Genomic DNA, 26,263 nt, shown 5'->3' on the forward strand with positions numbered 1-26,263 from the left:
TTGCCCACCCTGGAGTGGCTGTTGGCCTGGCGTGCGCCGTTACTGGGGGCCGGTCAGATTGTTTTGATTGTGCTGCTGGCCTGGCTGATCCAGCGCATTCTCACCCGTGGCGTCACCCGTTTGGGCAATCGTTACCCGCAGTTGCCGGCCGAGCTGCTGATGCCGCTGCGCGGCCTGATACGTTGGTTGATTCTTGGCAGCGCTTTCATGCTGGTGCTCGAACGCCTGGGTGTTTCTGCGCAGGTGCTGTGGACGGCGCTCACCGGCTTTGCCGCGGTGGCGGCGGTCGCGTTTTTCGCGATCTGGAGCGTGTTGTCCAACATGTTCTGTGCGCTGCTGATCTTCGCCATGGGGCCGTTCCGCATTGGCGATTGCGTCGAAGTGCTGGAAAGTGCCGATAAACCAGGGGTGCGTGGGCGCGTACTGGCGATAAATTTGTTTTACACCACCCTCGAAGACCTCAGTGGCGATGCCCCTGGCGCCTGGGTGCAGATCCCCAACAGCCTGTTTTTCCAAAAAGCCGTGCGCCGTTGGCGTCATGGCGAACTCCCCACACCGCGTAATACCGAGGTTTAAGCATTTATGGAATGGCTGGCCAGCCCTGAACTCTGGGTCGCGTTTCTGACCCTGACCGCCCTGGAAATTGTTCTGGGCATCGACAACATCATCTTTATCTCAATTCTGGTCAGCCGCCTGCCCAAGCATCAGCAGCCCAAGGCGCGTTTCTTCGGCCTGGCGCTGGCGATGGGTACGCGGATTCTGCTGCTGCTGTCGATCAGCTGGGTGATGCGCCTGACCACGGACCTGTTCCATCTATTCGGTGAAGGGTTCTCCGGTCGTGATCTGATTCTGTTCTTCGGCGGGTTGTTTCTGCTGTTTAAGAGCACCACCGAGATCTACCACAGCCTCGAGGGTGAAGAGGACGGTCAGGCGGGCGGCGGTAAGGTTTACGGCTTTATGGGCATCATCGTGCAGATCGCGATCATCGACATCATCTTCTCCCTGGATTCGGTGATTACGGCGGTCGGCCTGGTCGACAACGTGCCGGTGATGGTGGCGGCCATCGTGATTTCGGTGATCGTGATGATGCTCTCGGCGGGCACCATCAGCGACTTTATCGACAAGCATCCGAGCCTGAAGGTGCTTGCCCTGTCGTTTCTGATCGTGGTCGGTACCGTGCTGATTGCCGAAGCCTTCGACGTGCACGTGCCGAAGGGTTATGTGTACTTCGCCATGGCCTTCTCGCTGGCGGTGGAAGCCATCAACATCCGCCTGCGCACGGCCCGCGCCCGCGCTCGCAAGGAAGAGCTGGAGCCGGTGCAGCTGCGCAAGGGTACGCCGGACTAGTTCATGAGCCGGCTGGGCGAGTAACCCAACAAGGGGTAGGCTAGCGGCCTGCCCCTTTTTTATGGCTGCCATTCCGGGCGGCCACCCTGAGGGCCGTCGCGATGCGACGTTAAAAAATGGTCCATTCCTTTTTTATTTTCTGTTTGAGGTATCTGCCGTGGCACTGGAAACCTGGCTTGCGTTCTTTGTGGCCTGTTGGGTCATCAGCCTGTCGCCGGGCGCCGGGGCGATTGCGTCGATGTCCGCCGGTTTGCAGTATGGGTTTTTGCGCGGTTACTGGAATGCCCTGGGGTTGCAGCTAGGCCTGGCGCTGCAGATTGCCATTGTGGCGGCGGGTGTCGGGGCGATTCTGGCCGCATCGGAACTGGCCTTCAGCCTGATCAAATGGTTCGGCGTGGTGTACTTGGTTTACCTCGGTTATCGCCAGTGGCAGGCGCTGCCCAGTGATATGACCGCGCAGACCGAGCGCCCCATCGGCCGGCCGCTGACCTTGGTGTTGCGTGGTTTTCTGGTCAACTTCAGCAACCCCAAGGCGATTGTGTTCATGCTCGCGGTGTTGCCGCAGTTCCTTAATCCGCAAGCGCCGCTGCTGACTCAGTACCTGGTGATGGGCGTGACCATGATCTGCGTCGACCTGATCGTCATGGCCGGCTACACCGGCCTGGCCGCGCGGGTGCTCGGTGCGTTGCGCTCGCCACGCCAGCAGAAGCTGATGAACCGCACCTTCGGCGCGCTGTTCGTCGGCGCGGCGGCACTGCTGGCCAGCGTACGCCGCGCGCCTATCTGAGCTGCACCGGTAGAGCTACCAGGGGATTGGCTGACCGTCCCAACCCCAGAACGTGCCCGTCTGCGCCGGTCCGTGCTGTTCGATCTGCGCCAGCAGGCACTCGGCTGAATAGCTCGGGGTAAACAGCTTGTCTGCCGGCACATTGGCTTGGAAGGGTTTTGAGAGTTCGGTGTCAGTGGTGCCAGGGTGCAGGCTGAGCACGCAGCTGTTGGGGTTGAGCCGGCTCAACTCGATGCTGGCGGTGTGCAGCAGCTGGTTCAGCGCCGCCTTGCTGGCGCGGTAGCTGTACCAGCCGCCCAGGCGGTTATCTCCAATCGAGCCCACCCGCGCTGACAGCGCCGCCACCGTGCACGGGTGCTGACCACGTAATAGTGGCAACAGGTGCTTGAGCAGCAAAATGGGCGCAAAGCTGTTGCGCTGGAAGGTCGTCAACAGCCCTTCAAGGTTGAGCTGAGCCAAACCCTTTTCAGCTTTTGCAGCACCCTCCTGCAGCACACCCACGGTGCAGAGCAGTAAATGCAGGCGCGGGATGGCGGCGCGTAGCTGTGTGGCCAGCTCACTCAATGCCTGTTCATCGCATACATCCACGTCCAGGCAGTGCAACCGCTGCGTATGTTGCGCGGCCAGCGCTTGCAGTTCAGGGGCTTGGCTGGCATGGCGGGCAATGGCCCAAACCTCGGCTACATCCGCGCGTGCCAGCAGCTGTGTGGTCAGTGCCAAACCGATGCCTCGGCTGGCGCCGCAGACCACGGCATAAGACGGTTCTTCCACGCGTTGCCAAAAACTCATCGCATCACTCCTGCGCCGTTGCGACGATCCGTCGCGGGCTATGGTCGATCAGTGGTTGAGGAAAATCGTTAGGAGGGTAACAATCCAATGTCATTCATTCGTATTTGGGATCGACTCCTATATGACTTCCGTGTTGCGTTTCTGCAGTTGGTTGCTGGTGCCCGTGTTGGCGCTGTGCAGCCTGACTGTTATGGCCGAGCCCATCGAGGGCGCGGCGCAGGCCCTGCATCTGCTCGGTTACCTGGGGGCAGACTACCCGGCTACCGTGGCCAATGGTGAGGTTATCGACACCAGTGAATACCGCGAACAGCTGGAGTTTCTTACTGTACTGCAAGGATTGATCGTTGCGCTGCCGGCGCGCAGCGAACAGGCCGCGCTGGAGCAAGGCGTGGCCAGCCTGCGCCAGGGCATTGAGCAGCGTGTTGAGGGCGGCCAGATTGCCCAGCAGGCGCGGCAGTTGGCTGCGACTTTGGCCGCGGCCTATAACGTCAGCCAAACCCCAGCCATCAACCCAGACCCTAGCCGTGGCGCGCCGCTGTTTGCCCAGCATTGCAGCGTGTGCCACGGCGACAGCGGCGCCGGTGATGGGCCGGCGGGCATTGGCCTGGAGCCGCCGCCGGCCAACCTGCGCGACGCGGTGCGGCTTGATCGGTTGAGCCTGTATGACCTGTTCAACACCCTCGGTCTGGGCATCGACGGCACTGATATGGCGGCCTTTGCCGATCAGCTGGATGAGCGCCAGCGCTGGGATTTAGCCAGCTATATCGCCGGCTTCAGCGCTGAGTCTGTTGCCGTAGGCGAGCCGTTCAGCTTGGCGGCGTTGGCGGGTACGACCCCGGCTGAAGTGACAGCAGCACAGGGTGATGAGGCGGCTGCACGCTTCCGCGCCCAACGTGCGCAACCGCCGGCGCAGCAACGTGGCCCACAGCAGTTGATTGAGCACACCCGCGCGACCCTGGAGCAGAGCCTGGCGGCCTACCGCGCCGGTGATCACGAGCAGGCCTATGACCTTTCAGTCGGCGCCTATCTGGAAGGTTTCGAGCTGGTCGAAAGCGCCCTGGATAACCTTGACTCATTGCAGCGCAAGACCACCGAGCGCGCGCTGATGGCGTACCGCCAGGCGTTGCAGGACGGCCTGTCCGTACCGCAGGTGGCGCAGCGCCTGGAGCAGGCCAAAGCCGAGCTGGCGAAGTCGGCTGAGTTGCTTGACAGCGATGGCCTGTCGAGTTCGCTGAGCTTCTTCTCCAGCCTGCTGATTTTGCTGCGTGAAGGGCTGGAGGCGATTCTGGTACTGGCGGCGATTCTCGCTTTTCTGCGTAACACCGGCCAGCAACAGGCGGTGCGCAGCGTGCATATCGGCTGGGGCCTGGCGCTGCTGGCTGGGGCTGGCACCTGGGCGTTGGCGGCGTATTTGATTGATGTCAGTGGCGCGCAGCGTGAACTGCTGGAGGGCGTGACTGCGCTGTTTGCCAGTGTGATGGTGCTCTGGCTCGGGGTGTGGATGCATGACCGCCGGCATGCCGCCGCCTGGCAGGATTACATCAAGAGCAGCCTGGTCGGCGGCGGTGGTCGTTTCGGCTTTGCCGTACTGGCATTCTTCTCGGTGTACCGCGAGCTGTTCGAAGTCATCCTGTTCTATGAAACCCTCTGGCTGCAGGCCGGCCCGCAAGGCCACGGCATGGTCCTGGCAGGCGCGGCGACGGCGCTGGTTGTGCTTCTGGGCTTGGCCTGGGTGATTCTGCGCGGTTCACGCAAACTCCCGCTGGCGACCTTCTTCGGCGTTAATGCCGTGCTGCTCTGTGTGCTCTCGGTGGTATTCGCCGGCCATGGCGTGGCGGCACTGCAGGAAGCTGGAGTGCTCGGCACCCGACCGGTGGCATTCTTCGAGTTCGACTGGCTGGGCATTCACGATGACGCCTACAGCCTTGCGGCCCAGGCCACGGCGCTGGTGGCGATTGCGCTGCTGTATGGGCGTAGCTGGTTGGGCGAGCGTCGGCGCTTGGCAGTCTGAGGACGCAACAGCCGGCATGGCTTAACATGCCGGCTTTGCTGTTTGTGGAGGGTGCTGGGTGATGCAAGTCTGGATTGATGCCGATGCCTGTCCCAGGGCGGCCAAGGATCAGGTGGTGAAATTCGCCCTGAAGCGGGGCTTCGAGGTACTGCTGGTGGCGGGGCAGGCGCAAATCAAACCGGCATACCACTGTGTGCGGCTGATCGTGGTGCCCAGCGGTCCGGATGCCGCTGATGATTACCTGGTGGAGCACGCCGTGCCGGGCGAGTTGGTGATCTGCAGCGATGTGCCCTTGGCCGACCGCCTGGTGAAAAAGGGCGTATCAGTGCTTGACCCGCGCGGCCGTGAGTTTGATGAGCGCAACATGGGTGACAAACTGGCGGTGCGTAACCTGTTTACCGAATTGCGTGAGGCCGGCCAGGTTGGCGGCGGGCAGGCGCCTTACAGCGAGCGCGACAAACAAGCCTTCGCTAACGGCCTGGACCGTATTCTGACTCGCTTGCAGCGCGGTTAGCCTTTACCCGCACAGATAAGTGCCAGTACCCACCGCCACCAGGGTGCCGTCATCGCTGTGCAGCTCACTGCGCACCACGGCGACCTTATTGCCGCTGCGCAGCAGCACGGCACTGGCAGTAAAGCGCTGGCCGCGGCCGGGGCGCAGGTAGTCGATGCGCAGGTCGATGGTGCCGAGTTTCGACAGCCGCGCCATACGCTCAGCGCTGGACAGGTGTTGGTGTTTATCGAATGCGCCGATCAGCGCCATGGCGCCACCGGCCACATCGAGCAGTGAAGAGATCACCCCGCCATGCAAAATGCCGTGCATAAAGTTGCCGATCAGTTCGGGCTTCATCGGCAGGTGCATGGTCACGCGTTGAGTGCTCAGCTCATCCAGCTCAATGCCGAGCATTTGGTTGAAGGGGATACGCTGAAAGAAGCTGCTGACCGCTTGCTGCAGTTCTGCGGTGAGTTCGAACGGAGGGTGGCTCATTGGGCTGTCGCCTGGTCGGGAGTCTGAGCAAACTGCCGTACTCATGCCCGCCTGACCAGTGGCGCGGCGGGTGTGCCGCGCGCATTGGCGTGATTGGCCTCGGATTACTCAGGCTGGGTGGCTGAGTTCCAGTACGCGATCCACCAGCTTGTTGATCCCTGAGGCGGCTTCGCTGATCGACTGGGCGACCATATAAGCCGGCGTCGTCACCAGCTTGCGCTCGGCATCTTCAACAATCTCGCTGACGTCGCACTCATGATGCTCCGCGCCCATCTGCACCACGGCAGCGGCGGTTTCATGGTCGTTGCCGATGGTGCAGATCACCCCCGCGCCGAAGATTTTCGCCGCCAGCGCCGGGGCGATGCACATCAGGCCCACGGGTTTACCGGCCTTGACGAAGGCCTGGGCAACGCTCAGTACATCAGGCTGCACGGTGCAGTTGGCGCCGCTGATGGCGAAGTCGGAGAGGTTTTTCGCCACGCCAAAACCGCCCGGCAGGATTAGCGCATCGAAGTCGCCGACATGCAGCTCTTTGACGTCTTTGATATTGCCGCGGGCAATACGCGCCGACTCGACGAGCACGTTGCGGGTGTCGTCCATCTCATCGCCGCTGTAGTGATCGACCACATGCAGCTGCGGCACATTGGGCGCAAAACACTGCACCTGGGCGCCGCGCTGATCAAGGCGCAGCAGGGTGATCACGCTTTCATGGATTTCCGCGCCGTCATAGACGCCACAGCCGGAAAGAATCACCGCGACTTTCTTGTTCATCAAGTTCTCCTGGGTTGCCAGCTGGAATGGGCTGAGTTGTGATCGATCTGGCCCGCGTACGGTTGTCGCCATCTGCTACCCAGTTTGGCACGGTGTGCCGCAAGGGGCGTGTGCCGCTGGGCTAAGATTTATGCAGCCATCCTAGCGGTTAGCCCCCAGCCGCGATATGACGCTGCAATGCAATTGGTGACGCCATGAATTACATCCTCTTCGCCATCCCGTTTTTCTTTGCGCTGATTGCGCTGGAGTTGCTGCTCGACCGTTGGCGCGGTGTCAGCACTTACCGCTTCTCTGATGCCGTCAACAGCCTCAGCGCCGGGGTATTGTCGACCACTGTTGGCCTGCTGACCAAGACCGTAGGGGTGCTCACCTACACCTTGGCCTGGCAACAGCTAGCGCTGTTCGACCTGTCGGCCAGCAGCCTGTGGGTCTGGCTGTTCGCTTTCGTTTTTTATGACTTTTGTTACTACTGGAACCACCGTCTGGGTCACGAGCGCAATGTGCTTTGGGCGGCGCATTCGGTGCATCACCAGAGCGAGGACTACAACCTCTCCACAGCGCTGCGCCAGACCAGCACCGGGTTTATCTTCGGCTGGCTCTTCTACCTGCCGATGGCGGTGGCTGGCGTGCCGCCGCTGGTGTTTCTCACGGTGGCGGCGCTCAACCTGCTTTATCAGTTTTGGGTGCACACCCGGCATATTCCCAAGCTGGGCTGGTTTGAGTGGGCGTTTATCACCCCCTCCAATCACCGCGTGCACCATGCGCAGAATGCTGTGTACATGGATCGTAACTATGGTGGCGTGTTTATTATTTGGGATCGTTTGTTCGGTACCTTTCAGCAAGAGTTGGACGAAGTTCCGGTGGTGTTTGGCGTAACCACGCCGCTTGCCAGCTGGAACCCGCTGTGGGCCAATGCGCAGTTCTACGTGGCGTTGTGGCGCGATGCCATGCGTGCCGAAGCCTGGTGGGACAAGCTGCGCATCTGGTTTATGCCAACCGGCTGGCGCCCGGCCGATGTGGCGGCCAAATACCCGCAGAGCAAGACGGACCTTAGCCAGTTCCTCAAATTTGATGTACTACTGAGCCGCGCGCAGCAAGTCTATGCCGCTGTGCAGTTCAGCCTGTACGTGGCCGGTGGCACTCTTTTGCTCGGCGTGGGCAATGAGCTAAGCCTGGCGCAGATGCTCTTGGGCGTGGCTTGGATGGCGGTGGGTTTATACGTGCTTGGCGTGTGGTTGGAGAACCGCCCCAGCGCCAAGCGTCTGGAAGTGCTGCGTTTGCTATTGAACCTACCGGCTGCCTGGCTGGCGCTGCAGTTGGGGATGTTGCCTGCCCAGCCTCTGCTCTGGGCGCTCTTGCTCGGTTACAGCCTGCTTAGCCTGGTGGCCGTGTTGTCGATACCGCGTGGGCATAATCCTCTGCCCGCCTGAACGGCAAAAACGTGAAGTCAAACCCAGTGGTGTAGGCACACGCCAGCGCTCAAAAGGCGGCGTGCAGGCGCTATAAAGTGGGCCTAGCCAATACGTTTGCAACATATCTTCGCAATAGTCACGGCGCTATGCTGGTGAGGATTGCGGCAAGCAGTCGCAGCGCTGTCGTTGGTTGTCATACTTTGGTCATAATGACCGCTTATAACTGTCACACTTGCCCGTTGCTACGGGCTTCGGAGCCTGCCGTGAGCTTTACCCCCGCCAATCGCCTGTTTCCCGCGACCCGCCTGCGTCGTAACCGCCGTGATGATTTCTCCCGGCGTCTGGTGCGTGAAAACCGCCTGAGTGTGGATGACCTGATCCTGCCGGTTTTCGTCCTCGACGGCGAAAACCGCCGCGAAGCGATTGCCTCGATGCCGGGCGTTGAGCGTCTGTCCATTGACCTGTTGCTCAAGGAAGCCGAGCACTGGGTCGCCTTGGGCATTCCGGCGCTGGCGCTGTTTCCGGTGACGCCGCTGGAGAAGAAATCCCTGCTGGGCGAAGAAGCCTGGAACCCAGACGGCATTGCTCAGCGTGCGATTCGTGCCCTGCGCGCGAAATTCCCCGAGCTGGGGGTGATCAGCGATGTGGCCCTCGACCCGTTCACCACCCATGGTCAGGACGGCATTCTCGATGCCGACGGCTATGTGCAGAACGACATCACCGTCGATGCCTTGGTCAAGCAGGCGCTGTCGCATGCCGCTGCCGGGGCCCAGGTGGTAGCGCCCTCGGACATGATGGATGGCCGTGTGCAGGCGATCCGCGAGGCGCTGGAGCTGGCCGATCATAGCAATGTGCGGATCATGGCCTACTCGGCCAAGTACGCCAGCGCCTACTACGGCCCGTTCCGCGATGCGGTGGGTTCGGCCGCCAATCTGGGTAAAGCTAACAAAGCCAGCTACCAGATGGACCCGGCAAATAGCGAGGAGGCGCTGCATGAAGTGGCCGCTGACTTGGCCGAAGGCGCGGATATGGTCATGGTTAAACCAGGCATGCCTTACCTGGATATCCTCTGGCGGGTTAAAGCGGAATTCAAAGTGCCGACCTTTGTTTATCAGGTCAGCGGCGAGTACGCCATGCATATGGCGGCTATCCAGAATGGTTGGTTGAGCGAGGCGGTGATTGTTGAGTCACTGACGGCCTTCAAACGTGCCGGTGCCGATGGCATCCTGACTTATTTCGCCGTGCGCGCGGCAGAACTACTGAAACAGGGGCAATAAGCCCCTCCAGGACTTTTCAATGAACACCGAAGGACTCAGTACCCCTGAATTGGCAGACTCCCAGCCAGTCGTCGTCGACGAGGTTGTAGCCGTGGAAACGCCTGTCATCGAAGCCCCTGTGCCGGCAGCCCCGGCGCCTGTGGTGGTGCATAACCTGGATGACAGCAGCCTGTATATCCACCGCGAGCTGTCGCAGCTCCAATTCAATATCCGCGTGCTGGAACAGGCGCTGGATGAGTCCTATCCGTTGCTGGAGCGGCTGAAGTTTTTGCTGATCTTCTCCAGCAACCTCGACGAGTTCTTTGAAATTCGCGTGGCCGGGCTGAAGAAGCAGATCAACTTCGCCCGCGAGCAGGCCGGTGCTGACGGCTTGCAACCGCATCAGGCACTGGCGCGAATTGCCGAGCTGGTGCACGAGCAGGTAGAGCGGCAGTACGCCATCCTCAACGACACCCTGTTCCCGGCGCTGGCCAAGCACAACGTCAACTTTATCCGTCGGCGCTTCTGGACGGCCAAGCACAAAGCCTGGGTACGCCGCTATTTCCGCGATGAGATTGCGCCGATCATCACCCCGATCGGCCTCGATCCAACGCATCCGTTCCCGCTGTTGGTGAACAAAAGCCTGAACTTTATCGTTGAGTTGGAAGGCATCGACGCCTTCGGCCGCGATTCCGGTTTGGCGATCATCCCGGCGCCGCGCTTGCTGCCGCGCATCATCAAGGTGCCGGAAGAGGTGGGCGGTCCTGGCGACAACTTCGTGTTCTTGTCGTCGATGATCCACGCCCACGCCGATGACCTGTTCCAGGGCATGAAGGTCAAGGGCTGCTACCAGTTCCGCCTGACCCGTAACGCCGACCTGTCGGTGGACACCGAGGACGTCGAAGACCTGGCCCGCGCCCTGCGTGGCGAGCTGTTTAGCCGCCGTTACGGCGATGCGGTGCGCCTGGAGGTGGTCGACACCTGCCCACAGCCGCTGCTGGACTACCTGCTCAAGCAATTCAGCCTGACCGAGGCCGAGTTGTACCGGGTTAATGGCCCGGTCAACCTGACGCGGTTGTTCAGCATCACGGGTCTGGAAAGCCACCCGGAGCTGCAGTACAAGCCCTTCACCCCGGTGATCCCCAAGCTGCTGCAGAACGCTGAGAACATTTTCAGTGTGGTCAGTAAGCAGGACATTCTGCTGCTGCACCCCTTTGAGTCGTTTACCCCGGTGGTCGATCTGCTGCGTCAGGCGGCGAAAGACCCTCACGTGCTGGCCATCAAACAAACCCTGTATCGCTCCGGGGCCAACTCGGAGATCGTCGATGCGCTGGTGGACGCTGCGCGTAACGGCAAGGAAGTCACCGCCGTAATCGAGTTGCGTGCGCGCTTCGATGAAGAATCCAACTTGGCGCTGGCCAGCCGTCTGCAGGCGGCCGGTGCGGTGGTGATCTACGGTGTGGTCGGTTTCAAGACCCACGCCAAAATGATGCTGATTCTGCGCCGTGAGAGTGGCGACATTGTTCGCTATGCGCACCTCGGCACCGGTAACTACCACGCCGGCAACGCCAAGCTGTACACCGACTACAGCTTGCTGACGGCCGATGTAGCGCTGTGTGAGGACGTCTCCAAACTGTTCAGTCAGCTGATTGGTATGGGTAAAACCCTGCGCATGAAAAAGCTGCTGCACGCGCCTTTCACCCTGAAAAAGACCCTGCTCGACATGATTGCTCGCGAGGCCGCGCAGGCGGCTGAAGGCAAGCCGGCGCACATCATGGCCAAGTTCAACTCGCTGACTGACGCCAAAATCATCCGCGCGTTGTACAAGGCCAGCCAGGCCGGGGTGAAGATTGATCTGGTGGTGCGCGGCATGTGCTGCCTACGCCCGGGCATTATCGGGGTGTCGCACAATATCCAGGTGCGCTCGATTATTGGCCGCTTCCTCGAGCACACGCGGGTGTTCTACTTCCTCAATGGCGGTGAAGAGCAGATCTACCTGTCGAGTGCTGACTGGATGGAGCGCAACCTCGACAAGCGCGTCGAGACCTGCTTCCCAGTGGAAGGCAAGAAGCTGATTCTGCGGGTCAAGAAGGAGCTGGAAAGTTACCTGACCGACAACACCCAGGCTTGGGTGCTGCAGCCGGATGGACGCTATGTGCGCTGCAGCCCGAGTGGCAACCAGAACCCGCGCAGTGCGCAGGCAGGCTTGCTGGATAAGTTAACGGCGCCGCTGATCATCCCGCGTTGATCGGTGCTGGGGCTGCGCCGCGCTGGCGCAGCTTCAGTGCACGTACAGTTCAACACCAATACGTTTCAGCCACTCGGCTTCCTGGGTGAAATCCGCCTGGGTTAGCGGGTTGTTTTCCAGCCAGCCGTCGGGGAAGTGAATCTCCAGGCTTTGCTCGCGGGCCTTGAGTTGCACTTCAGGCATCTCTTGGTTGCCACGGATGTGGTGGAACAGGATGGCAAAGCGCAGCAGCACACACAGGCGCATCAGCTTGATGCCTTCCGCGCCGAATTCGGCGAATTTATCTTTGGGAATATTGCGGCGATGGCCGCGCACCAACAGCGCGAGCATCTGCTGGTCCTGGCGTGAAAAACCAGACAGGTCGGAGTGCTCGACCAAGTAGGCGCCATGTTTGTGGTACTGATAGTGGGCAATATCCAGGCCCACTTCATGCACTTTGGCCGCCCAGCTGAGCAGCTCGCGGTGCCAGTCATCTTGCAGCTGCCAGTCATCAGCCACTTTGCTCAGCGCCGACAGTGCTTTGCTTTCTACCCGTATGGCCTGGTCCAGGTCGACGTGATAACGCTCCATCAACGAGCTGAGGGTGCGCTCACGCACATCCTCGTGCTGATGGCGGCCCAGCAAGTCATAGAGCACGCCTTCGCGTAGCGCGCCTTCGGAGTGGCTCATGCGCTGGATGTCACAGGCATCGAAGATCGCTTCAAGAATCGCCAGGCCCGCTGGGAAAATCCCCCGGCGATCCGGCTTGATGCCATCGAGTTCCAGCTTCTCCACTTCCCCGGCTTTAAACACCTTACGTTTCAGCCAGGCCAACCCTTCGGCATTGACCTCACCAGCGCCCAAACCGGCTGCCTGAATGGTCAGGCCGATGGCCTTGATGGTGCCTGAAGCGCCCACCGCGTCTTCCCAGCCGAGGCGGCGCAAGGCGTGCTCAATGCCCATGATCTCTAGCCGCGCCGCCGTATAAGCCTGGGCGTAGCGTGCCGGGGTGATCTTGCCGTCTTTGAAGAAGCGCTGAGTAAAGCTGACGCAGCCCATCTGCAGGCTTTCGCGCAGCAGCGGCTCGAAGCGTTGGCCGATGATAAATTCGGTACTGCCGCCGCCAATATCGGCGACCAGGCGCTTGCCGGGGGTGTCAGCAATGCTGTGTGACACGCCGAGGTAGATCAGGCGGGCTTCTTCCCGACCGGAAATCACCTCAACCGGGTGGCCAAGAATCTCTTCGGCGCGGCGGATAAATTCGCTGCGGTTGCGCGCTTCACGCAAGGCATTGGTGCCCACCACACGCACCGCGCCTTCCGGCAGGCTGGCGGTCAGCTGGGCGAAACGGCGCAGGCAGTCGAGGCCGCGCTGCATGGCTTCTTCACTGAGCAGGCGCTGCTCATCAATGCCAGCGGCCAGCTGGACCTTTTCGCCGAGGCGTTCGAGGATACGAATTTCGCCGTGATCGGCTTTGGCCAACACCATATGAAAGCTGTTGGAGCCCAGATCGATAGCTGCAATCAAAGGGAAAGACTCGGCAGGGGTATGCGGCATGGCGGAATCATCTCAATGCGGATCGCGTCATCGTGCCACGATAGCCAGGCTCCGCCAACGCATACTGATGTCGCATGCGCGCAGCAAGGTTGTCGCACGGCAGCCCATGCAGTGGCAGCGCTGGGCTTGCCGGCCGTCTGAATAACCTGCCGCACAGCCTTAGTACGGCGGGTTTGCGCTTACACCATAGAGAAGCTCAATTGCCGCCGCCTTCCTGTGTGGGGAAAGCCGGGCTATGATGTCGGCCATCTTTTGCTTCCGAACACGGAGACTTTCCATGAGCGAATTCATCACCAATGTCAGCGATGCCAGCTTCGACCAAGATGTCCTGCAGGCCGAAGGGCCGGTGCTGGTCGACTACTGGGCTGAGTGGTGCGGCCCGTGCAAAATGATCGCGCCGGTGCTCGATGAGATCGCCCAGACCTATCAGGGCAAACTGAAAGTCTGCAAGCTGAACATCGATGAAAACCAGGACACTCCGCCGAAGTTTGGCGTGCGTGGCATCCCGACGCTGATGCTGTTCAAAAACGGCAACGTCGAAGCCACCAAGGTTGGCGCGCTGTCCAAGTCACAACTGGCGGCCTTCCTCGACAGCAACATCTAAGTTGCGCTGAGCTGGCAACAAGCCCTAAAAGCCCCGCCCATTGCGGGGCTTTTTTCTGCCTGGGCGCTAGACGTACGAATAAAACCGGTGTTACATTCGGCCTCGCTGTATTTCCTATGCAGCCCCCTGCAAGCCGTCGCCGACGCATTCCTATCCGAATCCTTCGATACATAAGCAGGCGATCAACTCGCCTTCTCAGCGGCGCGGGCTCCCAAGCTAAACAGCTTATTTCCCCTCCTTCATGAATTACGTCATTCCTATGAATCTGACCGAACTCAAGCAAAAGCCGATTACCGAACTGCTGGAACTCGCTGAACAACAAGGCCTAGAAAACATGGCCCGTTCGCGCAAGCAGGACGTGATTTTCTCCCTGTTGAAGAAACACGCTAAAAGCGGTGAGGAAATCTCCGGTGATGGCGTGCTGGAGATTCTCCAGGACGGTTTCGGCTTTCTCCGCTCTGCGGATGCCTCGTACCTCGCTGGCCCCGATGACATCTATGTCTCGCCGAGCCAGATCCGCCGCTTCAACTTGCGTACTGGCGATACCATCGTCGGCAAGATTCGCCCGCCGAAAGAAGGCGAGCGTTACTTCGCGCTGCTCAAAGTTGACACGATCAACTACGACCGCCCGGAAAACGCCAAGAACAAAATTCTGTTCGAGAACCTGACGCCGCTGTTTCCCACCAAGCGTCTGGTCATGGAAGCCGGTAACGGCTCCACCGAGGACATCACCGGCCGGGTGATCGACCTCTGCGCCCCGATCGGTAAAGGCCAGCGCGGCCTGATCGTCGCACCGCCGAAAGCCGGTAAGACCATCATGCTGCAGAACATCGCCGCCAACATCGCGCGCAACAACCCCGAGTGCCACCTCATCGTGCTGTTGATCGATGAGCGCCCGGAAGAAGTGACCGAGATGCAGCGCACCGTGCGCGGCGAAGTGGTTGCCTCGACCTTCGATGAGCCGCCAACCCGCCACGTGCAGGTGGCCGAAATGGTCATCGAGAAGGCCAAGCGCCTGGTCGAGCACAAGAAGGATGTGGTCATCCTGCTCGACTCCATCACCCGTCTGGCGCGTGCCTACAACACCGTGATCCCAAGCTCCGGCAAGGTGCTCACCGGTGGTGTCGATGCTCACGCGCTTGAGAAGCCGAAACGCTTCTTTGGTGCGGCGCGTAACATCGAGGAAGGCGGTTCGCTGACCATCATCGCCACCGCGCTGGTTGAAACCGGCTCGAAGATGGATGAAGTGATCTACGAAGAGTTCAAAGGCACCGGCAACATGGAACTGCCGCTGGACCGTCGTATCGCTGAGAAGCGCGTGTTCCCGGCCATCAACATCAACCGCGCCGGTACCCGTCGCGAAGAACTGTTGACCGCTGAGGATGAACTGCAGCGCATGTGGATTCTGCGCAAGCTGCTGCACCCGATGGATGAAATTGCCGCCATCGAGTTTCTCACCGACAAGCTGAAAGCGACCAAGACCAACGAAGAGTTCTTCCAGTCGATGAAGCGTAAGTAAGGCGTTCTTCGCCCTACAACAAAAGCCGGGTAAGCCCGGCTTTTGTGTTCCTGCCTATTGCCTTTCTCTTCTGAAAGACCCAGTTCAGCGCTAAACTTTGCTCCCCTATTCCGGTTCGCCTAACACGAGGCACGAACATGCAGTATCGCGACCTGCGCGACTTTATCCGCGGTCTTGAAGCGCGTGGTGAACTCAAGCGCATCCACACGCCGGTCTCTCCGGTGCTGGACATGACCGAAATCTGCGACCGCACCCTGCGTAAAGGTGGTCCGGCGCTGCTTTTCGAAAACCCCACCGGCTTCGATATGCCGGTGCTCGGTAACCTGTTTGGTACACCCAAGCGTGTGGCCTTGGGCATGGGCGCGGAAGAAGTCAGCGAGCTGCGTGAAATCGGCAAGCTGCTGGCCTTTCTCAAGGAACCTGAGCCGCCGAAAGGCCTCAAGGATGCCTGGAGTAAGTTGCCGATCTTCAAGAAGGTGCTGAGCATGGCGCCCAAGGTGCTGAAAGATGCGCCGTGCCAGGAAGTGATCGAAGAGGGCGATGATGTCGACCTCGGCAAGCTACCGGTGCAAACCTGCTGGCCGGGCGATGTGGGGCCGCTGATTACCTGGGGCCTGACCATCACCAAAGGGCCAAATAAAGAGCGGCAGAACCTCGGCATCTACCGCCAGCAAGTGATCGGGCGCAACAAGCTGATCATGCGCTGGCTCAGCCACCGCGGCGGCGCCCTGGATTTCCGTGACTGGTGCCAGAAATACCCAGACCGTCCCTACCCGGTGGCGGTGGCGTTGGGGGCTGACCCCGCAACCATTCTCGGCGCGGTTACACCGGTGCCGGACACTTTGTCCGAATATGCTTTTGCGGGCTTGTTGCGCGGTAACCGAACTGAGTTGGTCAAGTGTCGCGGCAGTGATTTGCAGGTACCGGCAAGCGCCGAGATCGTCCTTGAAGGGGTGATCCACCCTGGCGAGATGGCCCCAGAAGGTCCGTATGGCGATCACACCGGTTACTACAACGAGGTCGATAGCTTCCCGGTGTTTACCGTTGAGCGCATCACCCGCCGGCAAAAGCCGATCTACCACAGCACCTACACCGGGCGGCCGCCGGATGAACCGGCGATTCTGGGGGTGGCGCTGAACGAAGTGTTTGTGCCGATTCTGCAAAAGCAGTACCCCGAGATCATCGACTTCTACCTGCCGCCTGAAGGCTGCTCCTACCGCATGGCGGTGGTGACCATCAAAAAGCAGTACCCCGGCCACGCCAAGCGCGTGATGCTCGGGGTGTGGAGCTTCCTGCGCCAGTTTATGTACACCAAGTTTGTGATCGTCACCGACGACGACATCAACGCGCGGGACTGGAACGACGTGATTTGGGCCATTACTACGCGCATGGATCCCAAGCGCGATACGGTGATGATCGACAATACGCCGATCGACTATCTGGACTTCGCCTCGCCGATCTCTGGCCTCGGCTCGAAGATGGGCCTGGACGCCACCCACAAGTGGCCAGGTGAAACCAGCCGCGAGTGGGGCCGCGCTATCGTTCAGGATGAAGCGGTCAAGCAGCGCGTCGATGCGCTTTGGTCTGAGTTGGGAATTGATTGATGAAAGTCACCCTGAATCCTTCAGGTGCCGTACTTGAAGTACAGCCCCGCGAGCGCATCCTTGATGCCGCGCGGCGTCTGGGCTACGACTGCCCGCAAAGCTGCCGCAATGGCAATTGCCATATTTGTGCGGCGCTGCTGGTTGAGGGGCGTGTGCAGCAGAATGGGCTTGAACTGACCGAAGGTGATCTGTTCACCTGCCTGGCTGAGCCGCTGGAAGACTGTGTGCTGCATTGGGATGGCGTGCTGGCGCCCGGCGAGCTGCCCGTGTGCGAGCTGGCCTGCCAGGTGGTGGCGTGTGATGACCTGGGCGGTGATGTGTTTCGCTTGCGCCTCAGCGCGCCGGCCGGCAAGGTCCCGCGTTATCACGCCGGGCAATACCTGTTGCTGCAGCGTGACGGTGATGATTACGCAGCGTTCTCACTGGCGTCAGCTCCTCACTGTGGCCGTGAATTGGAGTTGCATGTGCTGGCCCGTGACGAGGCCACTATCGCCCTGGTGAAGCAATTGCGGGACTCGGGGTTGGTGCGGGTGAAAATGCCCTTTGGGGATACTCACTTGGCTGAGCTGCCGGACGGGCCGCTGGTGCTGATCGCGGCCGGCACTGGCATGTCGCAAATGCACAGCTTGATCGAGCACTGCCGCGCCAGTGGCTTCGCCCATCCCGTGCACCTGTACTGGGGCGCGCGTCGTCCTGAGGATTTCTACGCGTTGGAACACTGGGCGCAGTGGCAGCAGGTGCCGAATTTGTTCCTGCATCAGGTGGTCAGCGAGCAATGCGGCTGGCAGGGGCGTTGCGGTTTATTGCATGAGGCGGTGTGCGAGGATTTTGCTGACCTCAACGCGTTGCACGTCTATGCCAGCGGTTCTCCAGCCATGATCTACGCCACGCTTGATGCGCTGGTGGCAGCGGGGATGGATGCTCACCAGATGCGTGCCGACGTGTTCGCTTACGCGCCGCGCGGCTAAAATCCGCGCCTAAAAAAGGCCGCCTGATGGGCGGCCTTTTGCTGGGCTAACCCCCTACATTTAACGCACCTGCACCACGACTTTGCCCACGGCCTTGCGTTGGCCAAGCAGGTTGATCGCGTCGGCGGCTTGTTCCAGTGGGAAAGTCTGCGACACCAGTGGCTTGAGCTGGCCCTCGGCATGCCAGGCAAAGAGCTGCTGGAAGTTGGCGGCATTGTCCTGCGGTTGCCGCTGGGCGAAGGAGCCCCAGAACACCCCCACTACCGCCGCGCCTTTGAGTAGCGCCAGGTTGACGGGCAGCTCCGGAATACGCCCACTGGCAAAGCCCACCACTAACAAACGACCGTTCCAGGCGATTGAGCGGATGGCGGCATCGAACAGGTCGCCACCTACGGGGTCGTAGATCACGTCAGCACCCTGGCCGCCGGTCAGGCGCTTCACTTCGTCTTTCAGGCTGCTTTCGCTGTAGTTGATCAGCTCATCGGCGCCGGCTGCTTTGGCCACTTCAAGTTTCTCGGCGCTGCTCGCCGCCGCAATGACCTTGGCCCCCATGGCCTTACCGATTTCCACCGCCGCCAAACCAACGCCGCCGGAGGCGCCGAGTACCAGCAAGGTTTCACCCGGTTGCAGGTTGGCGCGCTGCTTGAGGGCGTGCATCGAGGTGCCATAGGTCATGCCGAACGCGGCGGCGCTGGCGAAATCCATGCTCGCCGGGATTGGCATCACGTTGTAGCCGGGCACCGCCACCTCTTCGGCAAAGCTGCCCCAACCGGTTAGGGCCATTACGCGGTCGCCCACTTTTAGGTGGCTGACTTTTTCACCCACGGCGGTCACTACGCCGGCGGCTTCGCCCCCCGGTGAGAACGGGAACGGCGGTTTGAACTGGTATTTACCCTCAATGATCAGCGTGTCGGGAAAGTTGACCCCGGCCGCATGCACCTGCAGCAACACTTCGTTTTTCTTCGCTTCGGGGCTGGCGATTTCTTCCAGTACCAGGGTTTCGGCAGGGCCGAAGGCTTTGCACAGCACGGCTTTCATCGGGCTTTCCTCTGCGTGTGATGGTCATGCAGTGTAGGTGTGAGCGCTGCCCGGTCAACGAGCATGCTTGTACTTGATGGTCATGCATAAGCCTGGGGCTTGGGCCGCCGCCTGACAGTGGCTATGCTAGGGACTGAACTCTTGAGGAATACCGCCTGTGAACGTCTGGATTGCACTGCTATTGGCTCTGTCCCTGCCCTTGATGGCTCAGGCTTCGGAAAGTAAGGACGAGGCGGAGGGTGAAGAAGGCGCTGCGCCCGTGATCTCTTATGTCACGCTGGTGCCGGCCCTGGTGGGGAATTTTGGCGACGGTCCCAAGCTCAAGTTCTTTAAGGCCGACTTGTCTCTGCGGGTGACCGGCAAGGATGTCGAAGAAAAGGTCAAACACCATGAACCGCTGATTCGCAATCAGCTGGTCATGTTGTTTTCCCAGCAGACGAATGAAGGTATGGCGGCGGCAGGCGCACGGGAAACGCTGCGCGCCGAAGCCCTCAAGCAGGTGCAGGACGTGCTCACGCAGGAAGAAGGCAAACCGCTGGTGGAAGACCTGCTGTTCAACAATCTGATTATTCAATAGCGCTGACCCCTCGCTCAGCCAGTGCAGGCTGGGCATGGGGTGTGTTTGCGCGCTGCTGGGGCTAGCCCATCTGCGCCAAGGTTTTGCGAAAGCGCAGCAGTGCACCACTGAAAAACACCGCACCAATGACCAGGATGGCCAGAAACTGCGGCCAAACGGTGGCGAAGCCCGCGCCGCGGTAGAGAATTGCCTGAGCCAGATCGACGAAGTGCGTAGTCGGTGCCAGCAGCATGATCTGCTGCACCGCCTCGGGCATGCTCTCGCGCGGTGTGGTGCCGCCGGAGAGGATCTGCAGCGGGATCAGCACTAGGATGATCAGCAGGCCCAGTTGCGGCATTGAACGCGCAACGGTGCCGAAGAAGATGCCCATCGAGGTGGTGGCAAACAGGTGCAGCAGCGCGCCACACAAAAACAGCGGCAACGATCCGGCAATCGGCACCTGCAGCCAGCCTTGCACCACCAAAAGCAACGACAACGCCGTTGCCACTAAGACCACCAACCCCATCGACCAGACCTTGGCCAGCATGATCTCGTGCGGCGTCACAGGCATCACCAGCAGGTGCTCAATGGTGCCGTGTTCGCGCTCGCGGATCAGGGCCGCGCCGGTGAGAATGATCGACAGCATGGTGATCTGGTTAATGACCTCCATCACCGAGCCGAACCAGCTGCGCGTCAGGTTCGGGTTGAATGCGATGCGGATAGCCAGCTCGGCCTGCTGCGGCAAGTCGGCCCGGTAGTGGCGTAAGAACGCGCTGATTTCCTCGGCACCAATCGCCTGGATATAGCCAGCCCCGGTGAAGGCCATGCTGACCTGAGTGGCATCAACGTTAAGCTGGATCGAGGGGCTGCGTCCGGCGAGTACATCACGCTGGAAGTCCGGTGGAATATTCAGGGTGAAGGTGAACCGCCCGGAGTCCATGCCGTGGTCCATTTCACTCAGTTGGATGCGTTGCGGCGGCCGGAAAAACGGCGGCTGGAAGGCGTCAATCAGGCGCGCCGAGAGCGGGGAGCGGTCTTCATCGACCACGGCGATTGAGGCATTGTGCAGGCTCTCTGGCATGCTCGTGGCTGCCGTGATGATGCCCAGGGTGAAGGCCCAGACAATCAACAGCAGCAGCGCCGGGTCGCGTTGCAGGCTGCGCAGCTCCTTGAGCCCCAGGTGGAAGATATTGGCCAGTTGTTCCATGTCAGGCCTCCTGCTTCTTCAATAGGCTGGTGCACAGCGCCAGAAGCACTGGAATGGTGATCAGCAGGGGGATGAAGTAGCCGTAAAGCTCGACGAAGCCGAGCGCCTTGGAAAACACCCCGCGGCTGATAATCAGAAAGTGCGAGGTGGGGTAAATCTGACCGACCAAAGCGCCAAAGCCCTCCAGTGACGCCACGGGGTAGATCAGCCCGGAAAACTGGATGGCTGGAATCAGGGTGACGATGGCGGTGCCGAATACCGCGGCGATCTGGCTGCGGGTGAAGGTCGACATCAGCAGGCCCATAGCCGTGGCGCAGCTGATATAAAGCAGCCCGCCGGTGAGCAGGGCCAGCAGGCTGCCTTTAAGGGGCACGTCAAAGACAAAGACCGCAGCGATCACCAGCAGCACAAAATTGAGCATGCCCAAGGCGATATAGGGCAACTGCTTGCCGAGCAGAAACTCCAGGCGGGTAACCGGGGTTACATACAGGTTGATGATCGAACCCAGCTCTTTTTCGCGCACCACGCCAAGCGCGGTGAGCATGGCCGGGATCAGCATCAACAACAGCGGAATTACCGCCGGCACCATGGCGTTGAGGCTTTCCACATCTGGGTTGTAGCGGTAGCGCACTTCCAGGGTTGGCAGGCGGCTGGTGCTCGCCGCGCTGTTTTTGCGGGCCAGCTCCTGCAAGTAACTGGCGTGCAGGCCCGTCACATAGCCTCTGATGGTTTCCGCGCGCATGGGCATGGCGCCGTCGAGCCACATGCCAATCTGCGGCACGGCGCCGCGCTTGAGGTCGCGGCCGTAGTTGGGCGGGATTTCTACCGCCAGGCTTATTTCGCCACTGCGCATGCGCCGCTCTAAATCGTCGTAATCGTGCAGGGGCGGCTGTTCGATAAAGTAACGCGAGCCGGCCAGGTTGAGTGCATAAGCCTGGCTGGTTGTGGTTTGGTCGCGGTCGAGCACCGCGTAGGTGAGATCCTCGACGTCCAGGCTGATGCCGTAGCCGATGATAAATAACAGCAGCAGGCTGCCGAGCAGGGCCATGCTGCCGCGGATCGGGTCACGGCGCAGTTCCAGGGTTTCACGACGGGTATAGCTGAACAGGCGCAGCAGGCTGAAGCGTTTACGTGGCGCCGCGCCTGCCTTTGCCTCTGCTTCAGGCGCAGCAGTGGTTGCGGCGGGTGTTGCCGGTTGCGCCGGCGCGCCGACGGCATCTTGCAAATAGGCGATAAAGGTCGCTTCTAGCGTGGGTAGGCCGCGTTTAGCGATCAGCGCCTGCGGCGTATCGCTGTCGAGCACCTTACCGGCATGCATCAAGGAGATGCGGTCGCAGCGCTGTGCCTCGTTCATAAAATGGGTGGAGATGAAAATGGTCACGCCGTCCTGGCGTGACAGGTCCAGCATCAGCTGCCAGAACACATCGCGGGCAATCGGGTCGACGCCTGAGGTGGGCTCATCGAGGATAAGGATTTCCGGCTTATGGATCATCGCCACGGCCAATGATAGGCGCTGGCGAATGCCCAGCGGCAGGCGCTCGGGCAACTCTTCCATCACGCTGCCCAGGTTGAAACGCTCGGCCATTGCCGTCACCCGCGCCTGTATTTCCGTGGCGGGTACGTGAAAGAGCTGCGCGTGTAACACCAGGTTCTGCCGCACGCTCAATTCGGCGTACAGCGAGAAGGACTGTGACATGTAGCCGACGCGCTTGCGTGTCGCCATGTCCTTGGCGTCCACCGTTTGACCGAACAGCAGGGCTTCTCCCGAGCTGGCTGGCATCAGGCCGGTGAGCATTTTCATGGTGGTGGTTTTGCCGCAGCCATTGGAGCCAAGAAAACCAAAGATTTCCCCGCGCTCGATGCGAAAGTCGACGTGGTCAACCGCCACAAAATCGCCAAAGCGCATGGTCAGGCCGCGCGCCTCGATGGCGATTTCTTCGTGGCCGCTTGCTCGTGGGGTCATCACCAGCGCGTTGTGGCCGCTGCGCTTTGCCGGCGGCAAGAGCGCAATAAAGGCCTGCTCCAGGTTAGTGCATGCAGTCTGTGCCAGCAGCTCGGCCGGGCTGCCGGTGGCCAGTACGGCGCCATCATCCATGGCAATCAAGTGATCGAAACGCTCGGCTTCTTCCATGTATGCGGTGGCCACCAGCACACTCATTTGTGGGCGCTGGACGCGAATGCGCTCAATCAGCTCCCAGAACTGGTTGCGTGAGAGCGGGTCGACGCCGGTAGTGGGTTCGTCAAGGATCAGCAGGTCAGGGTCGTGGATCAGCGCGCAACACAGCCCGAGTTTCTGCTTCATGCCGCCGGAGAGTTTGCCCGCAGGGCGCTCGCCAAATGCGCTGAGACCGGTGCTGCGCAGTAACTCGTCAATCCGCGTTTTGCGTTCGGCCTGCTCCTGGCCGAACAGGCGGGCGAAGAAATCCAGATTCTCGATCACCGAGAGCGTCGGGTAGAGGTTCTTACCCAGCCCTTGGGGCATGTAGGCAATGTGCGGACAGACCTGGCGGCGGTGTTCGCGGCTGGCCATGTCACCGCCGAGTACCTCGACCTCACCGCTCTGGATTTTGCGGGCGCCGGCAATCAGCGCCAGCAGGCTCGATTTACCAACGCCGTCCGGGCCAATCAACCCGACCATGCGCTGCGCCGGGATTTCCAGGTTGATCGCGTCAAGCGCGCAGGTTTTGCCGTACTGCAGGCTGACCCCATGCAGCTGCGCGACAGCTGCGGCGGCCGCGCTCACTGCGGAACCTTGATCGCCAAGTGTTCAGGCCATTCGGCCTGAGGGTCTAGGCGCAGGTAAGCGACGCCGGGCACACCGGTTTTCACTTGGGTCAGGTGGCGCTGCAGCAATTGCGGGTCAATCCGTGCTTTGACCCGGAACATCAGCTTGGTCCGCTCGCTGGCGGTTTCCACGGTTTTTGGCGTGAACTGGGCGACGCTGGCCACATAGCTGACCTTGGCCGGGATCACATACTGCGGCACGGCATCTATCACCAGGCGCACCTCGGCGCCCAGGGCAACCCGACCTACCTGCTGCTCGGGCAGGAAGAAGGTCATGTACACATCGCTCAGGTCAACCAGGTTGAGCACCTTGCCGCCTGCGCCGATCACCTCGCCGGGCTCGGCCACGCGGTATTGCACGCGCCCGGTGCGAGGGGCTTTAAGTTGGCTGTCTTCAATGTCGATCTGCAAGCGCTCGACGCTGGCTTGGGTCGCTTCCACGGCGGACTGCGCCTCAATAACCTGCGACTGCCCCGCTGCAATCCCTGCTTCGGCTGAGATCACTTGCGACTGCGCTGCAGCCAAAGCGGCCTGGGTGCTTTGCAGCCGAGCGAGGTCGTCGTCCAACTGCTGTTGAGCCATGGCGTTACGTTTGACCAAGATGGCGCTGCGAGCATGGCGCTTTTGCGCGGCAGACACTTCCGCCTGGCGCTGGCGGACGATGGCTTGGGCGGTGGTTTTTTCGCTTTCGCGTAGGCGGACTTGGGCGCTGGCGGTGAGCTGGCTGTTCTGCGCCTGACGCATCTGCGCTTGTGCCTGGGCTAGCTGAGCCTCAAGGCCTTGGGTGTCCATGCGCGCAATGATTTGCCCCGGCTGGACGAATTGGCCTTCTTCGACCTCGATGCTGGCAATGCGCCCGGGTAACTTGCTGGCCACGTCGACGTCGGTAGCTTCAATGCGCCCGTTGCCACTGGCGAAGCCTTCGCCAAGCCCGCTGGGGCGCAGGGTGTACCAGAGCATGCCGGCAATGATCGCCACGGCTGCAATGCCGAGGGTCGGGTACAGCCACTTTTTGCTCATTGGCGGTTCATCCATGGGTGCAGAGAATGTGATATCGGTGAGCGGTCTTGCTCCACCGGTTGCGGCGCTGTCGACTGGGCCCGGCGGATCAGACCGAGCCATTGTGCGGTCTGGCTGAGTAGAGGCTTTTGATGTGAGTCAAAAGGCTTTGTATCGCGGGTTTTTCGGCGTACGACTTGGACAGCAGGCTTGCACAGAAGTTAAATGCACCGTTTTAGCGCAGGGCGAGAATCGCAGCCCAGTGCTCGGCGCTGACCGGCATTACCGAAAGGCGGCTGCCCTTTTGCACCAGAGGTAACTCCAGCATGGCACTCTGGGTTTTCAGTTGTGCCAGGGGGATGACGCGCTTGAACGCCTCGACGAATGCCACGTCAACTGCGCTCCAAGGGTTCTTGGCGGCGCTGGCTTTGGCATCGAAATAAGGGCTGTCAGGTTCCAGCGCCGTGGGGTCCGGGTAGGCCGCGCAGACGATGCGGGCAATGCCGGCAATGCCGGGCTCCGGGCAGCTGGAGTGATAGAAAAAGAACAGATCCCCCGGCTGCATGCTGCGCAGGAAATTGCGCGCCTGGTAATTGCGCACGCCATCCCAGCGCGTTTGTTCCAGGCGCTGCAGGTCATGGATGGAGAGTTCGTCGGGTTCTGATTTCATCAGCCAATAAGGCATGAACTTTGCTCCTGCGTTTCAGTCCTTTAACGGTCATCGGCGGTCGGCTGAGTGTTTGTAATCACACCAGCTGCGCGGACGGTGGTCGTTGCTGGATCGATAAGAATAAATGCCGCGGTTACACCGCCGGCTGTGCCTTGAGGGGGAGGCCCGAATGAAACGTAAACCCGATGTATTGTGGCTATTGGTGATTCTGTTCAGCCTGGGCGTGGTCACCACGGGTTACACCCAGAGCCTGTGGGAGCGCCAGCCTGAGCCGGTTACGCAGCCTAGCGTGGTTGGCTGACAGGTTATAACCGCAGGGATGCGGTACCCGCTTATCCGTTAATACCATGCCTTGTCTGTCACTGTGCCTTGCAGTGGCACGTCCCAGTTGGCTACGGCCAGCCGTTCAACCCGCTGACATTCATGCGCCAGGCCGAGCAAGGTCGGTTTGTGCCAATTTTTGCGCAGGCTGCGGTAGGCCAGGCTGCGGTCATAAAAGCCGCCACCCATACCCAGGCGTGCGCCATGGCGGTCGAAACCCACCAGCGGCAGCAATACGAGATCCAGTGCCCAGAGTTTACGTTGCAGTTTGCTGTTGCGCCGTGGCTCGTAAATGCCGAAGCGATTTTTGCGCATCGGTTCGCCGGCACGGATGCGCTGGAACACCATTTTGCTGCGGGGCCAGGGGCTGAGCACAGGCAGGTAGGTCGCTTTGCCGCGTTTTTGCGCGGCGCGCAGTAATGGCCGTGGGTCAATTTCACCGTCGTTGGGCAAGTACAACGCAACATGCTGGGCGCGGCGGAACTGTGGACGTTGCGCCAGCTGTTTGTACAAGTCTTGGGCCGCTTGCCGCTGGGCATGGCGGCTGAGTGCGCGGCGCTGCATGCGCAAGTGGCGACGTAGCTGGGCGCGGCTTAGGGCTGTGGTGTCGAGCATGGGCTGAAACTGGAGCGGTTGCCGCGGACGGGCAACCGGCTGGAAAAAAAGACTCCCCGACGTGCCGCTGTCGGCTTAGCCCTTGAACCCGAAAGTTCAAGGTGGATGTTGCAGGAGACGTTAAGGCTTTCCGTCAAGCGGACATGCACACCGGTCTCAACGTGCAACCTCCGGGGTTGTGCGAATCGGCTCAGGGACATCACCAACTGGCGCACACTCCAGGGAGCGGTGGC

24 protein-coding genes and 1 other RNA gene are annotated in these 26,263 nt (G+C 60.7%); 14 read left to right on the top strand and 11 right to left on the bottom strand.

All coding sequences use genetic code 11. The features are described from left to right. The 3 genes from AC0J6G_RS17790 to rhtB all read left to right on the top strand — a co-directional run bounded on the left by AC0J6G_RS17790 (window position 1) and on the right by rhtB (window position 2,134). Complete coding sequence (locus AC0J6G_RS17790) at window positions 1–576, top strand: mechanosensitive ion channel domain-containing protein (RefSeq protein WP_475253817.1); 576 nt, start codon at window positions 1–3, stop codon at window positions 574–576. Between the two features lie 6 nt (window positions 577–582). After that, entirely contained in the window at window positions 583–1,347 is a 765-nt protein-coding gene (locus AC0J6G_RS17795; RefSeq protein WP_475250022.1) for a TerC family protein, read from the top strand. 157 nt (window positions 1,348–1,504) lie between these two features. Beyond that, window positions 1,505–2,134, top strand: a complete 630-nt coding sequence (rhtB, locus tag AC0J6G_RS17800; RefSeq protein WP_475250024.1) for a homoserine/homoserine lactone efflux protein — start codon at window positions 1,505–1,507, stop codon at window positions 2,132–2,134. Window positions 2,135–2,149: 15 nt separating this feature from the next. Here rhtB and AC0J6G_RS17805 read toward each other — a convergent pair whose 3' ends face one another. Next, window positions 2,150–2,923: an SDR family NAD(P)-dependent oxidoreductase gene (locus tag AC0J6G_RS17805; protein WP_475250026.1), complete on the bottom strand. Its 774-nt coding sequence runs from the start codon at window positions 2,921–2,923 to the stop codon at window positions 2,150–2,152. 121 nt (window positions 2,924–3,044) lie between these two features. On the opposite strand from AC0J6G_RS17805, the gene AC0J6G_RS17810 reads away from it, so the two are divergent. Then, window positions 3,045–4,934: an FTR1 family protein gene (locus tag AC0J6G_RS17810; RefSeq protein WP_475250028.1), complete on the top strand. Its 1,890-nt coding sequence runs from the start codon at window positions 3,045–3,047 to the stop codon at window positions 4,932–4,934. 61 nt (window positions 4,935–4,995) lie between these two features. Continuing rightward, window positions 4,996–5,448: a YaiI/YqxD family protein gene (locus AC0J6G_RS17815; protein WP_475250030.1), complete on the top strand. Its 453-nt coding sequence runs from the start codon at window positions 4,996–4,998 to the stop codon at window positions 5,446–5,448. 3 nt (window positions 5,449–5,451) lie between these two features. Here the strand turns inward: AC0J6G_RS17815 and AC0J6G_RS17820 are convergent, their stop codons facing one another. After that, window positions 5,452–5,922 (bottom strand): thioesterase family protein, encoded by a 471-nt coding sequence (locus AC0J6G_RS17820; protein ID WP_475250032.1) that lies wholly within the window; start codon window positions 5,920–5,922, stop codon window positions 5,452–5,454. Between the two features lie 108 nt (window positions 5,923–6,030). Then, a complete protein-coding gene (elbB, locus tag AC0J6G_RS17825) occupies window positions 6,031–6,693 on the bottom strand; it encodes an isoprenoid biosynthesis glyoxalase ElbB (protein ID WP_475250034.1) in 663 nt (220 codons plus the stop codon). 194 nt (window positions 6,694–6,887) lie between these two features. On the opposite strand from elbB, the gene AC0J6G_RS17830 reads away from it, so the two are divergent. The 3 genes from AC0J6G_RS17830 (at window position 6,888) to ppk1 (ending at window position 11,609) form a co-directional block, all read left to right on the top strand. Next, the gene (locus tag AC0J6G_RS17830) at window positions 6,888–8,123 is read left to right on the top strand and encodes a sterol desaturase family protein (protein ID WP_475250036.1); all 1,236 of its coding nucleotides are present in this window, start codon (window positions 6,888–6,890) and stop codon (window positions 8,121–8,123) included. A 245-nt stretch (window positions 8,124–8,368) separates the two neighbouring features. Further along, on the top strand, window positions 8,369–9,382 hold the full coding sequence (hemB, locus tag AC0J6G_RS17835; RefSeq protein ID WP_475250038.1) for a porphobilinogen synthase: 1,014 nt from the start codon (window positions 8,369–8,371) through the stop codon (window positions 9,380–9,382). Window positions 9,383–9,401: 19 nt separating this feature from the next. Beyond that, window positions 9,402–11,609 (top strand): polyphosphate kinase 1, encoded by a 2,208-nt coding sequence (gene ppk1 / locus AC0J6G_RS17840; RefSeq protein ID WP_475250040.1) that lies wholly within the window; start codon window positions 9,402–9,404, stop codon window positions 11,607–11,609. Between the two features lie 33 nt (window positions 11,610–11,642). Here the strand turns inward: ppk1 and ppx are convergent, their stop codons facing one another. Then, on the bottom strand, window positions 11,643–13,145 hold the full coding sequence (ppx, locus tag AC0J6G_RS17845) for an exopolyphosphatase (RefSeq protein WP_475250042.1): 1,503 nt from the start codon (window positions 13,143–13,145) through the stop codon (window positions 11,643–11,645). A gap of 277 nt (window positions 13,146–13,422) precedes the next feature. On the opposite strand from ppx, the gene trxA reads away from it, so the two are divergent. From trxA to AC0J6G_RS17865, 4 genes are all read left to right on the top strand, one after another. Next, window positions 13,423–13,749: a thioredoxin TrxA gene (trxA, locus tag AC0J6G_RS17850; protein ID WP_090241426.1), complete on the top strand. Its 327-nt coding sequence runs from the start codon at window positions 13,423–13,425 to the stop codon at window positions 13,747–13,749. 259 nt (window positions 13,750–14,008) lie between these two features. Then, entirely contained in the window at window positions 14,009–15,268 is a 1,260-nt protein-coding gene (rho, locus tag AC0J6G_RS17855) for a transcription termination factor Rho (protein ID WP_475250044.1), read from the top strand. 137 nt (window positions 15,269–15,405) lie between these two features. Then, window positions 15,406–16,872, top strand: a complete 1,467-nt coding sequence (gene ubiD / locus AC0J6G_RS17860; protein WP_475250046.1) for a 4-hydroxy-3-polyprenylbenzoate decarboxylase — start codon at window positions 15,406–15,408, stop codon at window positions 16,870–16,872. Beyond that, on the top strand, window positions 16,872–17,840 hold the full coding sequence (locus AC0J6G_RS17865) for a CDP-6-deoxy-delta-3,4-glucoseen reductase (RefSeq protein ID WP_475250048.1): 969 nt from the start codon (window positions 16,872–16,874) through the stop codon (window positions 17,838–17,840). Before ubiD ends, AC0J6G_RS17865 begins: the two co-directional genes overlap by 1 nt. A gap of 60 nt (window positions 17,841–17,900) precedes the next feature. Here the strand turns inward: AC0J6G_RS17865 and AC0J6G_RS17870 are convergent, their stop codons facing one another. Next, the gene (locus tag AC0J6G_RS17870) at window positions 17,901–18,878 is read right to left on the bottom strand and encodes an NADPH:quinone oxidoreductase family protein (RefSeq protein ID WP_475250050.1); all 978 of its coding nucleotides are present in this window, start codon (window positions 18,876–18,878) and stop codon (window positions 17,901–17,903) included. 157 nt (window positions 18,879–19,035) lie between these two features. Here AC0J6G_RS17870 and AC0J6G_RS17875 point away from each other — a divergent pair, with 157 nt between their 5' ends. Further along, the gene (locus AC0J6G_RS17875; RefSeq protein ID WP_475250053.1) at window positions 19,036–19,455 is read left to right on the top strand and encodes a flagellar basal body-associated FliL family protein; all 420 of its coding nucleotides are present in this window, start codon (window positions 19,036–19,038) and stop codon (window positions 19,453–19,455) included. 61 nt (window positions 19,456–19,516) lie between these two features. On the opposite strand, the gene AC0J6G_RS17880 is transcribed toward AC0J6G_RS17875, so the two are convergent. The 4 genes from AC0J6G_RS17880 to AC0J6G_RS17895 all read right to left on the bottom strand — a co-directional run bounded on the left by AC0J6G_RS17880 (window position 19,517) and on the right by AC0J6G_RS17895 (window position 25,109). Then, window positions 19,517–20,641, bottom strand: coding sequence for an ABC transporter permease (locus tag AC0J6G_RS17880; protein ID WP_475250055.1), 1,125 nt, complete (start codon window positions 20,639–20,641; stop codon window positions 19,517–19,519). A 1-nt stretch (window position 20,642) separates the two neighbouring features. After that, entirely contained in the window at window positions 20,643–23,384 is a 2,742-nt protein-coding gene (rbbA, locus tag AC0J6G_RS17885; protein WP_475250057.1) for a ribosome-associated ATPase/putative transporter RbbA, read from the bottom strand. After that, window positions 23,381–24,445 (bottom strand): HlyD family secretion protein, encoded by a 1,065-nt coding sequence (locus AC0J6G_RS17890; RefSeq protein ID WP_475250059.1) that lies wholly within the window; start codon window positions 24,443–24,445, stop codon window positions 23,381–23,383. The genes rbbA and AC0J6G_RS17890 overlap by 4 nt, the downstream gene beginning before the upstream one ends. Window positions 24,446–24,659: 214 nt before the next feature. Continuing rightward, a complete protein-coding gene (locus AC0J6G_RS17895) occupies window positions 24,660–25,109 on the bottom strand; it encodes an EVE domain-containing protein (protein WP_475250061.1) in 450 nt (149 codons plus the stop codon). A 154-nt stretch (window positions 25,110–25,263) separates the two neighbouring features. On the opposite strand from AC0J6G_RS17895, the gene AC0J6G_RS17900 reads away from it, so the two are divergent. After that, window positions 25,264–25,395 (top strand): hypothetical protein, encoded by a 132-nt coding sequence (locus AC0J6G_RS17900; RefSeq protein ID WP_475250063.1) that lies wholly within the window; start codon window positions 25,264–25,266, stop codon window positions 25,393–25,395. A gap of 38 nt (window positions 25,396–25,433) precedes the next feature. On the opposite strand, the gene AC0J6G_RS17905 is transcribed toward AC0J6G_RS17900, so the two are convergent. Next, the gene (locus AC0J6G_RS17905; RefSeq protein WP_475250065.1) at window positions 25,434–26,030 is read right to left on the bottom strand and encodes a 5-formyltetrahydrofolate cyclo-ligase; all 597 of its coding nucleotides are present in this window, start codon (window positions 26,028–26,030) and stop codon (window positions 25,434–25,436) included. Between the two features lie 49 nt (window positions 26,031–26,079). Continuing rightward, window positions 26,080–26,258, bottom strand: a non-coding RNA gene (gene ssrS, locus AC0J6G_RS17910) — 6S RNA. Window positions 26,259–26,263: the final 5 nt, after the last annotated feature.

Source organism: Pseudomonas sp. TS_SC_3, assembly GCF_056156225.1.